Source organism: Streptomyces sp. HSG2, from assembly GCF_016598575.1.
Taxonomy (GTDB): Bacteria; Actinomycetota; Actinomycetes; order Streptomycetales; family Streptomycetaceae; genus Streptomyces.
In genome coordinates this window covers 1,448,991-1,462,804 of the sequence record NZ_CP066801.1, presented here as the reverse complement: position 1 = coordinate 1,462,804, position 13,814 = coordinate 1,448,991, and the positions used below count along the sequence as shown (strand labels likewise).

10 protein-coding genes and 1 riboswitch are annotated in these 13,814 nt (G+C 72.6%); of the genes, 8 read left to right on the top strand and 2 right to left on the bottom strand.

Annotated elements, in window-relative coordinates; genetic code table 11:
* The first annotated feature begins 566 nt into the window (after nucleotides 1-566).
* The 6 genes from JEK78_RS05860 (at nucleotide 567) to JEK78_RS05835 (ending at nucleotide 10,007) form a co-directional block, all read left to right on the top strand.
* Complete coding sequence (locus JEK78_RS05860; protein ID WP_242483279.1) at nucleotides 567-4,628, top strand: GDSL-type esterase/lipase family protein; 4,062 nt, start codon at nucleotides 567-569, stop codon at nucleotides 4,626-4,628.
* Nucleotides 4,629-4,718: 90 nt separating this feature from the next.
* On the top strand, nucleotides 4,719-5,126 hold the full coding sequence (locus tag JEK78_RS05855) for a hypothetical protein (protein ID WP_200263042.1): 408 nt from the start codon (nucleotides 4,719-4,721) through the stop codon (nucleotides 5,124-5,126).
* Nucleotides 5,127-5,276: 150 nt separating this feature from the next.
* The gene (locus JEK78_RS05850) at nucleotides 5,277-5,903 is read left to right on the top strand and encodes a MarC family protein (protein ID WP_200263041.1); all 627 of its coding nucleotides are present in this window, start codon (nucleotides 5,277-5,279) and stop codon (nucleotides 5,901-5,903) included.
* 220 nt (nucleotides 5,904-6,123) lie between these two features.
* A complete protein-coding gene (locus tag JEK78_RS05845) occupies nucleotides 6,124-7,446 on the top strand; it encodes an NAD(P)/FAD-dependent oxidoreductase (protein WP_200263040.1) in 1,323 nt (440 codons plus the stop codon).
* Nucleotides 7,447-7,478: 32 nt separating this feature from the next.
* Complete coding sequence (locus JEK78_RS05840) at nucleotides 7,479-9,140, top strand: aminotransferase class I/II-fold pyridoxal phosphate-dependent enzyme (protein ID WP_200263039.1); 1,662 nt, start codon at nucleotides 7,479-7,481, stop codon at nucleotides 9,138-9,140.
* Nucleotides 9,141-9,227: 87 nt separating this feature from the next.
* Nucleotides 9,228-10,007 carry an SDR family oxidoreductase gene (locus tag JEK78_RS05835; RefSeq protein WP_200263038.1) on the top strand — a complete coding sequence of 260 codons (780 nt, stop codon included), beginning with the start codon at nucleotides 9,228-9,230 and terminating at the stop codon, nucleotides 10,005-10,007.
* 75 nt (nucleotides 10,008-10,082) lie between these two features.
* Here the strand turns inward: JEK78_RS05835 and JEK78_RS05830 are convergent, their stop codons facing one another.
* Nucleotides 10,083-10,622 (bottom strand): AAA family ATPase, encoded by a 540-nt coding sequence (locus JEK78_RS05830; protein ID WP_200263037.1) that lies wholly within the window; start codon nucleotides 10,620-10,622, stop codon nucleotides 10,083-10,085.
* Between the two features lie 210 nt (nucleotides 10,623-10,832).
* A complete protein-coding gene (locus tag JEK78_RS05825) occupies nucleotides 10,833-11,918 on the bottom strand; it encodes a hypothetical protein (protein WP_200263036.1) in 1,086 nt (361 codons plus the stop codon).
* Between the two features lie 307 nt (nucleotides 11,919-12,225).
* Nucleotides 12,226-12,415, top strand: a riboswitch (cobalamin riboswitch).
* 205 nt (nucleotides 12,416-12,620) lie between these two features.
* Between JEK78_RS05825 and JEK78_RS05820 the strand changes: the two genes are divergently transcribed.
* Complete coding sequence (locus tag JEK78_RS05820) at nucleotides 12,621-12,962, top strand: (2Fe-2S) ferredoxin domain-containing protein (RefSeq protein WP_200263035.1); 342 nt, start codon at nucleotides 12,621-12,623, stop codon at nucleotides 12,960-12,962.
* A gap of 113 nt (nucleotides 12,963-13,075) precedes the next feature.
* A complete protein-coding gene (locus JEK78_RS05815) occupies nucleotides 13,076-13,771 on the top strand; it encodes a (2Fe-2S)-binding protein (RefSeq protein ID WP_200263034.1) in 696 nt (231 codons plus the stop codon).
* Nucleotides 13,772-13,814: the final 43 nt, after the last annotated feature.

Genomic DNA, 13,814 nt, shown 5'->3' with positions numbered 1-13,814 from the left:
TTCCTCCCCTTCCTCCGGCCGGCGCGCGGGCGACGTGAATCGGCCAGGTGTCCGCGACGCGTCCGACCGGTACTCGCCGCTCGCGCACAGCCGTCACACAGGCGCCACAACGGGTCCGCCGGGCGGCGGACTACTCGAACCACCTGGTGAGGGGCGGTGATTTTCCGCCATGTGCACGATCGCTTCTTCTCGCCCGTGGCGGTCGAGCCTAAAGTGAGGCCCGGAATCAGGGGGTTGGATTCCGCCATTCGGTCTTCACCTCGTGTCGGAAGACGGCGTTGCCCAGGGGGCATCACGCACGCGCCCACCGAGCGCTCCGCGCGGCGGGTCGCGCTCGTCGCCCACGTCCACGCGTCCTCGACGCGCCCTCGCCCGCCGAGTGCCGCCTGGGCGAACCCCCCTCCGAGATCGGCCCGAGCCCGCCGGGAGGAGCCGGACAAGAGCCCTCGCCACACCCCGGCCCCCCGTGAACCGCGGTCCCGGCGACGCGCGGCGGATCGGTCGGGAACCCGCGCGGCGCCCCGGACGGGCGTCGCACCGCCTCTCACACCAGGACACCGATAGCTTTGAGACGGGTCAGCAGACACACGCACGTCCGCCTGCCGGTCACCCTCGCCCTCGCCACCGTGTTGGCGTGGGGGACCGCGGCGCCGGCACAGGCCGCGCCCTCGGCACCGCCGACACCGCCCCCTGGCGCGGCCCGGGGGTGGTCGGAGTCCGCCGCGCCGCCTGCCGAGGGCGAGGAGCAGGACGCGGACCGCCTCCCCGTAAAGGAACGCGAGGAGGTCCTCGGCGAGGACCACGCCGAGTCGCGGGACACCGCGTGGACGACGATCGGCGACGCCACCGGCTTCCACCTCCTGATCGCCGAAGAGGCCGAGGGCTACCGCTGGAGGACCGCCGCGACCCTGGCCGAACCGGGGTTCGTCGACACCGACACCTGGATCGGCAACGCCTGTGTCACCGACTCCGGTGATCACGCACTGGTGGCCTACGCACCCCGCACCTTCACCAACAAGCCCGAGCTGATGGCCCGCGGTGCCTTCACCGCCGCCGTCGCCCTGGACACCGGGGAGGTCACGAAACTTCCGTTCCAGGCCAGCCTGGCCTATTTCTCCCCGGGGTGCGGGTACGGCGACCGGGCGGTCCTGTCGCAGTTCACCGACGAGCGCACCTCCGACCGGAACCGGACCCGTCTGATCACCGTCGACGCCCGGACCGGCCGGGTGCAACGGAAGACCACGGTCGCCGGCCAGGTCACCTCCGCGATCCCGACCCGCGACGGTGTCGTCGCCGCCCAGGGCAACGCGATCGTGCGGATACCTGAGGACGGGAAGCCCCGGACCGTCGCGCGGACGGAGCACACGCCCTTCGGTCTGGCCGCCACCAAGGACGGCGGCCTGGCGTTCCTGGACCGTCGTCACGACGACCGGGCCGCCGAGAGGACGCGAGGGCTCGGCACCGAGGCGAATGCCTCGGCCGCCGCCTCGGCCGGCGCCGTCGCCCAGGTCAAGTTCCTGACCGGCGGGCAGGTCCAGGGCGAGGACGCCAAGGCCAGGACGCTCGCCGAGGGCGACCTCACCGCCATGGACCTCACGCGCGCCGCCGACGGCACGGCGATCATCACCGGCGAGGCCGAGAACGTCGGGACCCTGCCCCGCGCGGTCCGCAACCCCGGCGGGCTCGACAAGGAGGCCACCGCCTCGACCCGGGGCCGTGCCGTCGTGAACTCCGCGTGGGCGGACGGCAAGGACACCCGCGTGCGTCCCGCCGAGTACGACTCGGCGCGCACGGCCCGGATCCGGATGAGTCACCTGGCCACCGGCCGGGAGTCGACCCTCGCCTCCGACCCGGCGGCGTCCCCGGTCGCCCCCGATCCGGCCCAGGGCCTCGCGCCCTCCCCGGCCCTCGGCGCCGAGGCGTCGAAGCCCGCCGGCACGGCGGGTGCCGCCGGCGGAGCGGGCGTGGGGGCGATGTCGTCGTCGGGCATCTCCGAGCCCGAGTCGGAGCGCACCTGCGCCGTGGAGCGGGGCAACCCCGAGAAGCAGGCTTTCCAGCCCAAGCCCCGGCAGATCGAGTGGGCCGTCGACCGGGCGATCGAGGGTACCCTCGACGACCACGTGTACCGGGCGGCCGACTGGAAGAACATGGGCATGGCGGCCTACGCCCCGCAGGCCCTCGTCGGCGGCCTCACCCCGCTCTCCGGCGGGGGACGCATCCCGGCCCAGGTCTTCCTCGGCATCACCGCCCAGGAGTCCAACATGTGGCAGGCCACCCGTTTCGCCGCCCCGGGCACCACCGCCAACAGCCTGATCGGGAACTACTACGGCCTCGTCCACGACGCGCACGGACAGGTCGACGACCCGTGGGCGATCAACTGGCCGGCCGCCGACTGCGGTTACGGCATCACGCAGGTCACCGACGGCATGCGGCTGCCCGGCAAGCCCTACCCGGACGGTGAGGTCCGCCCGTCCATGCCGCGCGCCTACCAGGAGGCCGTCGCGCTCGACTACACCGCGAACGTGGCCGCGGGCGTCAACATCCTCGCCGAGAAGTGGAACCAGACCCGAGACGCCGGGCTCACCGTGAACAACGGTGACCCGAAGGCCATCGAGAACTGGTTCTTCGCGCTGTGGGCCTACAACTCCGGCTTCTACCCGGAGTCCGCCGCGGGCGGGAACGCCGGCAAGTGGGGTGTGGGCTGGGCCAACAACCCGGCGAACCCCACCTACAAGCCGAACCGCACCCCGTTCCTGGAGAACGCCTGGGGCGGCGACGACTACTCCCACGCGGCGACGCCGCAGTACTGGCCCTACCCCGAGAAGGTCATCGGCTGGGCCGCGCGCCCCCTGGAGGCACTGGAGTCCCCCGGCACCCTCGTGCACGGCTTCCGCCCCGCCTGGTGGATCGACCCCGTCTACCGAACCCAGGCCAAGCCGCCGGTCGACCTGTTCTGCGACGGCTCCAACGAGTGCGACCCCGCCATGATCAAGGACGGCGCCTCCAACGACTCGGCAACGTCGGGGCCCTGCCAGCGCGAGGACTTCCGCTGCTGGTGGCACAGTGAGGTGGAGTGGAAGAACTGCGCGGCGGCCACCTGCGGCTTCGAACTGTTCCGCTTCGACAACACCTACCCCGAGGAAGCCGACGGCAACTCCCACCCGCCCCGCTGCTCTTCGGGACTCCCGACCGGCACGGCCGTCGTCGACAACGTCGACACCGGCCAACAACTCGCCGGCGCCGATCCCAGACGCTGCTGGGACGGCGCGCGGTCGTCCGGGTCCTTCCGCCTCGACTTCGCCACGCCCTCCGCGAAGATGGACACCCATCAACTCGGAGTGGGCTACGGCAACCACATCTGGTTCTCGACCACCCGCGAGGCCGGCTCCGACGAGGCCGCGAGGATGAAGGTCACCGGCACCTGGACCGGCCCCTCCGACGTCGCCGGCTGGACCCGGGTGCTGGTTCACATGCCGAGCGTCGCCGCGCGGTCCCAACAGGCCCGCTACACGGTCTCCGGGACCGACTCCACCTCACCCCACCGGGTCGCGCCCCAGCGCATCCGCGGCAACGAGTGGCGCTCGCTCGGCGTCTTCGACTTCACCGGGACACCGAAGGTGTCGCTGTCCAACATCACCGAGGAGCGGGTGGGGGTCGACATCGCCTGGGACGCCGTCGCGTTCCAGAAGCTCGGCTCCGACCCGACCCACGTCGTCGGCATGGGCGATTCCTTCGCCTCGGGCGAGGGCGCCGACAGCGAGGGCGGCAAGGACTACTTCCGGGAGACCGACTACACCGAGAGCATCGGAGGCGGCGAGGTGGCCAACAAGTGCCACCGCTCCGAGCAGGCGTGGATTCGGCAGGCGACCCTGCCCGGCATGAGCCGGTCGATCGGGGCGATCTCCGACGACCACGGTGACGTCGATCTGAGCTTCGTCGCCTGCTCCGGCGCCCGGACCTACAACGTGGTCTCCGGCGGCGAATGGCAGTACGGGAACTCCCTGCCGCAACTCGACCTCGGCTACCTCGACCAGAACACCGACATCGTCACCATCGCCATCGGCGGCAACGACGCGCTGTTCGCGGACGTGATCGCGGAATGCGTCTTCGCGGCCGGCCTGAAGCTCTGCCAGGACGCCGAGTTCGAGAAGCGGGACCCCGACACGGGGGCCAAGACCGGCGAGATGAGTGGGCCTCTCCGGGACTTCGTGCCCGACTGGGTCACCCATCAGGTCAAGCCGCGCATCGTCGAGGTCCTCGGGCAGATCCGGAACCGCGCGCCGAACGCCGAGGTCTACCTCGTGGGCTATCCGCCGTTGTTCTCCGGAAACGGCCAGTGTGTCCCGGGCATCGGCACCGCCGAGGCTCCCTGGCTGAACGACGTGGTCGCCCCCCACCTCAGCGCGGAGATGCTGGCCGCCGCGACGACCGCGGGAGCCACCTTCGTGGACCCCGCCGCCGACTTCGCGTCCAAGGCCATCTGCGGCGACCCCGAGTCGATCCACGGCATCGTCCTCTTCGACCGGTCCGAGGCGGACAGTGACGCGCCCGAGCCGTCGATGAAGTCGTTCCATCCGAAGATCTCCGGAGCCCGGCTCTACGCCGACGCCCTGGAGCGAGCACTGTAGGACCAGGCCGGCGGCGCCACCCGGTGGCGCCGCCGGCCGCCGGTTCCCGCGCACCCTCGCGGAACCGGCCGCCGAGGAAGGATGGCCCGCATGCCGTACGCACGCCCCGCCAAGGCGGCCCTGACCGCCGCCGCGGCGACCGCCGCCTGTCATGCCCTGATGTCCACCGGCTACGCGTGGTCCCGGGAGTCCGCCGGCGGGAGCGGGGACACCCCCTTCGCGGGGTCCTTCGAGTTCCTTCTCACCACCGCCGCCGCCTGGGCGCTCATGCCCCTCCTGCTCTGGGCCGGCATGCGGACGACGGGAGAGGTCGGCAACGCCGTCCTCGTGTCCGTCGGGGGACTCGCCTGGGCGGGACTCTCCGGCTACTTCCTCGACGACGTCGACGCGCCGGGGGGACACATGCCCGTCGTCGCGCTCGCCGCGTACGTCCTCCTCTGCGCCGCCTTGGCGGGCCCCCGCCGGCACACGACCGACAAGCGGTCGCGTCCGGCGTAGTGGCCCGCCGACCGAGCCCCGCGACCGGCGCGTCCGGATGAACGAGCGGCCGGTCGTCGTCAGAGTCGGCCGTCGGGTGGGCGCGGAACGTCGATCGACCACGTGGCCCGGCCGATGAGCGGCGGCGTGAGCGACGGGAGCGGGCGGGGCATGAGCACACTCGAACTCACGATCCAGGCGACGATCGCCATGATCCTCCTCGTCGATCCCTTCATTCGTGCCATCTTCTTCCGCCTGCTCACCGAGCACGAGCCCGAGCGCCGGCGCGAGTACGTGGTCCGGATCATGACCATCGTCGGTGTCACCCTCGGTGTCTCCGCGCTCGTCGGCCGGGAGTTGCTCGAACTCGTCGGCATCGACCTCGCGGCCTTCGGGGTGGCGGGCGGCCTCGTCCTGGCCCTGATGGGCTTCGAGATGCTCTTCGGCGGCCAACAACCACGCGCGCAGGGCGGGGCCGCCGCCCACGAGCCCGCGACACCGGCATCCGCCGAGGGCTCGATCGTCGTGCCCTACGCCATCCCGTTCATGGCCGGGCCCGGCGCCATCACCACCGTGATCACCATCTCTTCCACGGGAAGCGGCTCGAGCGGGCCCGTGGCCGCTCTCATCGCGGTGGGCATCACCGTGCTCCTCATCCCCGTGGGCCACCTGGTGCTGGTCAACCGGATGAACCTGGCCGACTCGACCATGGCCGTCATGACCCGTTTCGGCGGCCTCTTCGTCGCCACCATCGGCATCCAGCTCATGCTCGGCGGGCTGCGGACGTTCTTCGGCTGACGCGTGGACGGGACGCTCGCGGTCGGCCGGCCACGCGTGTCGTCGAGGCTTCCGCCGCACGCCAATCGGCCCGCCACGTACGCCGGCTGACAGAACGACGGAATCCGGATAGGTTTTCGAGAAGCCCGATCCGGTCGAGTCCACGAGCCGTTCGTCGACGCCGACACCGGCCGCTTCGGCTCCCCGTCCGGGGAGGGGTCGGGCAAGGCGAGGAGGAGCCGTGTTCGACGCGATCGTCGTGGGTGCCCGGTGCGCGGGGTCCGCGACGGCCATGCTGCTGTCCCGAGCGGGTCATCGTGTCCTGCTGCTGGAACGCTCGCGGTTGCCGAGCGACGTGTTGTCCACCCACTTCCTGTGGCCCCACGGTCTGTCCTACCTCAACCGCTGGGGGCTGCTCGACGAGGTGTCGCGCACCACGCCCTCGCACACCGCCGTCCACCTGGTGAACGAGGGCATCGAGCTGACCGGCGAGGTTCCCGAGAAGCTCCTCAGGACGCACTTCGAGGAACTGCACGGAGACGGGACCGGGGTCGTCACCGCGCACGCCTCGGTGCGCCGGAGGGTCCTGGACAAGATCCTTCTCGACGCGGCCGACGAGGCCGGCGCGGAGGTGCGCGAGGGATGCCTCGTGGACGAACTCGTCTTCGAGGACGGCCGGGTGACGGGGGTCCGGGGCCGCACCAGGGAAGGCGCCCGGTTCGAGGAGCGCGCCCGGATCGTCGTCGGGGCCGACGGGCGGAACTCCTTCGTCGCCCGGGCCCTCGGCCTGGCCAAGCACGACGAGCGGGCCCGGTGCACCTTCGCCTACTGGACGTACTACTCGGGCTTCGCTCCGGGCGGCCTGCACCTGCACCGCCGGGGCCGGCTGGCCGCCGCCGTGGTACCGACCAACTTCGATCAGAACATGACCCTGGTGTGGGGGCCGAGCGAGTGGGGGTCGGCCTTCCGCTCGGACGTCGCCGGCAACTTCCAGCGAGCGCTCTCCCTCGTCAGTCCCGAGCTGGGCGAGACGGTCCGCTCCGAGGGCCGCCAGGAGGAACGTTTCTACGGCACCCTGGACCAGGCCGCCTACCTCCGCCCCCTGTACGGCCCGGGTTGGGTCCTGGTCGGAGACGCCGAGAGCTTCAAGGACCAGTGCACCGCCACCGGCATGACCCACGCCTTCCGGGACGCCGAGTTGGCCGCCGCCGCAGTGGGTTCCTGGCTTCGGGGAGACCGGCCCCTGGACGCCGCCCTTCGGACGTACCAGGAGCGCCGCCGCAGCCAGAACGCCGCCGCCTACTACGACTACGTCTGCACGCTCGCCGAGATGCGTCCCCTCCGCCACGACGAGCTGCAACTCATGGCGGCGCTGCGCGGAAACCAGGAGGAGACCGACCGCTACATCGCCACCCACGCGGACATCGCGCCCGTCTCCCGGTTCTTCGAGCCGTCCAACCTCTTCCTGATCAACGACGCCGCACGCGAGACGTCGGAGCAGCACGCGATCTTCGACGGCTTCGCCGAGACCTCGCGCGGCTACCTCCGCAACCCCTTCTCCTGAGGCCCGTTCACCACCGCGAAGGTAGCTCCGCCATGCACAGCGCCCCCCTGCCCCGCACCGACGAGGAACTCGTCGCCCTCGTCCTGGAGACCGCCGATCGGGCCCTCGAGGACCTCGCCGACCCGCCGCCCGCCGACCCGGCGACGCACCCCGAGACCCGACGGAGGCTGTCCCGGGCCGCGCGGGAGATCGGCGAGGCGGCGGGGGAGGTCTCCGAGATGATGACGAACTGGGCCACCCACGTGCCCTGGGAGGACCTGGCGGACCTCGCGCTCGGCGACCCGCCCGACCCCGACGCGCTGCGTCGGTTCCTGACCGACGTCTATCCCGAGGCGCGGCCCGGTCTCGCGGACCTGGTCGAACCCGCCCACCTGCGTATCACCGCGGACCCCGACGAGGAGTACGCCCTCGACAAGCAGGCCTACGACTTCTACCGACCCGCCGGCCGCGACCTGCTGCGTCGCACCGAGGAGTTCCACGGCTGGGTCGAGGCCCGTCGTCGGACCGAGACCTGGCAGTACTCCAGACTCCTGGAGGCGGCGCCCGGCAGCATCGCCGAGATCAGCAACGACGTGGGTCGACGTGCCCGGGGCGTCAACTTCAACTCCCAGGACTACCTCTCCCTCAACGCGCACCCCGCGATCCGGGAGGCCGCCGCCCGCGCCCTGCGCGACTACGGCCCGCACAGCGCCGGCTCCCCCATGGTCCTCGGGAACACCCGGCTCTCCGACGCCCTGGAGGAATCCCTGGGCCGGCTCGTCGGGCTGGAACACGTGACGCTCTTCCCCACCGGATGGTCGGCCGGATTCGGTTCCATCACGGCTCTCGTCCGGCAGGAGGACTGGGTGGTCATCGACCGCCTCGCCCACTCCTGTCTCCAGCAGGGAGCCCGCGCGGCCAGCAGGAACGTCATCCGCTACGAACACCTGAACGTCGAGGAGGTGCGACGTCACCTGGGCGAGATCAGGCGCCGCGACCCCCGGAACGGCATCCTGGTCGTCACCGACGGCCTGTTCTCCGTCGACGCCGACTGGCCCGATCTCCTCGCGCTCCAGGAGGCATGCCACGCCCACGACGCGACACTGCTCGTGGACGTCGCCCACGACCTCGGCTCGATGGGCCCCGGCGGCTCCGGCGTGCTCGGACTCCAAGGGCTGATCGGCAAGGTCGACCTGGTCATGGGGGCCTTCTCCAAGACCTTCGCCTCCAACGGGGGGTTCCTCGCCTCCCGCACCCCCGCCGTCAAGCAGTACGCCAAGATGTTCGGCGGTCCCCACTTCTTCTCCAACGCCCTCTCGCCGGTCCAGACCGCCGTCGTCCTGGAGGCGAGTCGGATCGTGGCCGACCCGGAAGGGGACCGGCTGCGGGCGCGTCTCTTCGCGGCCATCGACGCGCTGCGGGAGGCGCTGACCACGCGGGGCCTGGAGTGCCTGGGATCCCCCTCGCCGATCGTCCCCCTGCTGATCGGCAACGAAAAGCTGGCCCGCACCGCCAACCGGCTGCTCTTCGACCGAGGCGTGCTCGCCTTCATGGTCGAGTTCCCCGTCACCCCGGCCGGTTCGGCCCGGTTCCGCCTCCAGGTGCAGGCGGCCCACGAACCCGAGGAGGCCCGGGAGGCCGCGAGCGTCATCGCCGCCTCCGTCGAGGACGCCCGCCGCCACCTCTCCAGCGCCTTCGGCATGGGCTCCCGCTGACCGACCGACCGGCCCGACCGGCCCGACCGGCCACGAGACCGCCTCCGCGCCCGGCCGGCCCGACCCGGTCGGAGGTAGGGTTCGAGAATGGTCGCGTCGGGCTATCTCACCGAGCTGTTCTCCCTGGACAACCGTGTCGCCGTGGTCACCGGCGGCAGCTCGGGCATCGGCCGGGGCATCGCGGAGGCGCTCGCGCGCGCCGGGGCCCGGGTGGTGATCGTGGCCCGCGGCGAGTCCGTGCGGGTGACCGTCGCCGACGAACTGGTCGCCGAGGGCCACGGGGCGGCCTGGGTCGGCGGCGATCTGAGCACCCGCGACGGAACGCGCGAGACGGCGGAACGGGTCGCCGAGGTCTTCGGAGAGCCCGACATCCTGGTCAACAGCGCGGGCGTCAACCTCCGCCCGCCCATGGGCGACTTGGGCGACGACGTGTGGGACGCGACGATGGCCGTCAACCTGGAGGCACCCTTCCTGCTCGGTCGGAGGTTCGGCCCCGGCATGGCCGAGCGCGGCTTCGGCAGGATCATTCACGTGAGTTCGCAGCAGGCGCACCGAGCGTTCGCCCGCAGTGGCGCCTACGGGGTGTCCAAGGGAGCGCTGGAATCCCTCGCCCGCTCCCAGGCGGAGGCCTGGTCGCCGCACGGCGTGACCTGCAACGTGCTCGTCCCGGGCTTCGTCCCCACCCCGCTCAACGCGCGCATGGCCTCCGACCCCGAGCAGGTGTCGGCGCTGGCCGACCGCACACTCGTCGGGCGCAACGGTCTGCCCGAGGACTTCGCGGGGGCGGCCGTGTTCCTGGCAGGCCGCGCCTCCGCCTACGTGACCGGGCAGACCCTCTTCGTCGACGGCGGTTTCTCCGTCCACTGACCCCACCCGATCCCCGCCCCCCGGTGACCCGGGATGCTGCGGCCCGAGCCGCGGAGGTGCGAGCATCGCTCGCACTCACGGGTGCGAACCGACCCGAGTCAGCACATCGTCCGCCAGGAGACCCGGACTCCGAGCGCCGTCCAGGAAGACGGTGCCGCCTGGCAGGGTCTCCATCGAGGCCACGCAGACTCGGATCCTGGACTTGCACCACCGCCGCACCCGCTCGTCCCGCTCGGGGTCGTCCGGCGTGAAGCTCCGCCCGTCGATCCGGCGGACCAGCTCGTCCTCCGACACGGTGAGAAAGAAGTGGTGCACCGTCACCCCCGCTCCCTCCAGTACACCGAAGATCTCCGCCGTATAGCCGGGGTCGACGAGCGTCATCGGCACCAGGACCGGCCGGCGGTACTCCTCGACCAGCGCCACGGCCAAATCCGCCACTTGACGTCGCCAGAGTCGCAGATCCTGGAAGTCGCCGGTCGGCACCTCCACGATCTCCCGGAGGACATAGCCGACCATCTCCGGGTCGTACACCAGGGCCTCTGGCCAACGCCTCCGCACCTCGTCCACCAGCGTGGTCTTGCCACTCCCGAACGCGCCGTTCACCCAGACGATCATGGATTCCCCCACACTCACCCGCCGGGCGCGGTCGCCCCGTGCAGCCACCCCGCCCCCCCACGACGACCACGACCGCCAACCTCGCCGATCATGCCCGAACAGCGTCTCACGGAGCACGGTCGGCGACACGCCACGCCCGTCCGGCCCCCTCCTCACCCTAGAAGCGACCGGCCGGAGGCCCGCCGAGAGCGGGTGCGGCGTCCGCGCCGGTCAGCCGGTGGGCGCGCAGACGGCGAGGGCGATGACCCTGCCCTGCTCGTGCAGCATCCGGGCCCGCCAGCCCGTGGCGTTGGAGGTCGGACCGTCGACGGTGGGGTAGTCGTAGATCTCGCCTCCGTTGGCCCGGGCGAACCACTGCACGCCGTATCCGCCGCCCGCCACCCTGGTGCCCGCCGGGCAGGTGGCCTGGGAGTCGCGCGCGGAGGCCCCGGCGGTGATCTGGTGGCCGAGTTCCTGCGGCGCGCAGACGGCGAGGGCGATGACCCTGCCCTGCTCGTGCAGCATCCGGGCCCGCCAGGCGTTGCTCTGCGACACGGGGCCGTTGGCGGTCAGGGAGTCGTACAGCGTGCCGCCGCGCGCGTGCACGAAGGTCTGGACGCCGTATCCGCCGCCGACCACGCGGGTGCCGGTCGGGCAGGTGGCGTCCGATTCTCTCGCGGAGGGGCCGGTGGCGATCCGGTAGCCGAGGCGCTCCGGCGCGCAGACGGCGATGGCGATCACCTTGCCGTCGTCATGGTGCATGCGGGCGCGCCAGGAGTTGGACTCGGCGACGGGGCCGTTCGCCGACACGTAGTCGTAGATGGTCCCGCCGCGCGCGTGCACGAAGGTCTGGACGCCGTATCCGCCGCCGACCACGCGGGTGCCGGTCGGGCACGTGGCGTCCGACTGGCGGGAGGAGGGGCCGGAGACGACGCGGTACCCCTGCTCGCCGGGAACGCACATGGCGTAGGCGACGACGGTGCTGCCGTCCCGCAGAACCCGGGCGCGCCAGGAGTTGGACTCGGCGACGGGACCGTTGGCGGTGACGTAGTCGTAGACGCTGCCGCCGTTGGCACGGGCGAAACGGGTGGCGGTGTACCCGCCGCCCATCACCGTCGTGCCGGCGGGGCAGGTGGCGTCGGACTGCCGGCCCTCCGGACCGGTGACCAGTGTGGGAGCGGTGGCGGTCGCCGCCCTTGAGACGGGGGCCGTGGTCGGCGAGGCGGGCACGGCGGCGGCCGGTGTCTGCGGTACCGCGGCGAGGATGCCGGCGCCGGCCGCCGTCCCGAACCGGCGGAGCATGGTCCTGAGTCTCACGCGAATCCCTTCGTGGGGGGTCGTGCGCCGAACGGCGGCACGCTGCGCGGATCCTGTCACCGCCGAGGTGACGTACGCGGCAATTCGGGGCAATTCAGATAGGCGTACCGGGTGTGGCGCGCGCTTCGTTCCCCGAGGGTCTCCGTCCTCGGGGAGCGGGTGACACCGCGTCCGCCGGAGTCCGCGCCGGTGCTCCGCGGCGTACGGAGGGGTCGAGGCGTCGCGGGCGCCGGGCGCGCCGCGGACCGACGGGAGACCGGCGTGGGCCCGCCCGGGCCTCGACCCGGAGACCACCTGGTGACGCGGGGTGTCCAAAATGCCATGATGTCCCACGACAAGGCGACGGCGGTACGAGGAAGTCGGTGCGAAACCGACGCGGTCCCGCCACTGTGATCGGCGAGCGAACCCCGAACACGCCACTGCCCGAAGGCGGGTGGGAAGGCGGGGCGAGCCTCGACCCGAGAGCCAGGAGACTCACGCGGTCGCCTCCTCGACGAACCCGGGGCGGATTTCCCCGGAGGAGGGTGGTTCGGCATGCCTGGGAGGTCGGCCGAGAGGCCGCCGAGCTTGGCGGCGGACAAGGGACGGGGCGCGGCGGGCGCACGCGATGGCGTCGGAGCGCGTGACCGAGGCGACGGCCACGCCGGTGCGGGCGGACCTGGCGCCGGACGCTCCACCGCCCCGGGGCCGGGTCCGGGACCGTTGCCGTGTCGGGTGGTTGTCTGCCGGGACTGTTGCTGCGGCAGCCCCCGGATGGCCGGCGTGGACCACTCCGCCCAGGCCGCCCGCCTTCGGGAGGTCGCCCCCGTGCGGATCTCGGACTGCCTGGACGTCTGCGACCAGGCCAACGTCGTCGTCGTGCGGCCCTCGGCCGCCGGGCGGGCCGCCGGGGCGCGGCCGGTCTGGCTCGGCCTCGTCAACGACCCGGCGGCGACCGAGGACGTCGCCTCCTGGGTGCGTGCGGGCGGGCCCGGGATCGCGCCCCGGCCGGAGATCCTCGACCTGCACGTCTTCACCCCGCCCCGACGCCACGCGGCCCCCTGAGCCCGGCGCTCCGCCCCCCGCCGCACCCGCACGAGAGGAAGTCCCGTGACCCTTCTCGCCGGCCACGCCCAGACGGGCGCGCGGCCCGCACCACGACAGGAGACCACGCCGACGTGACCCCGTACGCGTCCGCCCGAGCCCCCGCGAAGGCCGTCGCCACCGCCCTGGAGGACGCCGCGACCCTGGGCGGCTTCTTCGCCGTCACGCTCGGCGGCCCCGAGCGGGGCTGGCGTCCCGTCACCGACGCCTACCCGAGCGGCTTCGGCGATCTCGCCGGCGCCATCGCCGAGCGGTACGACACCCGCGAGACACGTGTCGGGGCCTCTCTGGCCCACCTGGGGCACGCGGCGCGCCTGTGGTCGCCGGTCCTGGCCTGTGCCCTCGGTCATGGAATCGTCCTGGACCTGTCCGGACTCCACCGCGCCGACCACGCGCCGGCCCTGCGACTGCCCCGGCCCACCGGTTGGTACGCCGAGGGCCTCCCGCCACTCGCCGGAACGCTGTACCGGGTCGTGGTCGGCGAGCACCTGGCGCCGTTGGCCGCCGCCCTCCGCCGCAGGCTCGCGCCACGCCTGCTGGACGGCAACGCCGCGTCCGCCCTGACCGGCACGGCCCAGGTCCTCCTGCGAGCCCGGCCCGAACTGCGCCGACCGCTCACCGCTCTCACCGCCGAGTTGCTCGCCACCGGCCGCCTCGCGGACACCGGCCGACTGACAGGCCGCGACCTCGCCTTCCGCCGGCGTAGCTGCTGCCTCTTCTACCGCACCCCCTCCGGCGGCAAGTGCGGCGACTGCTGCCTGGGTCCCTGACGCCCACCGGGGCCGGGCAGGAAGCCCTGCGGGTCGTCGCCTC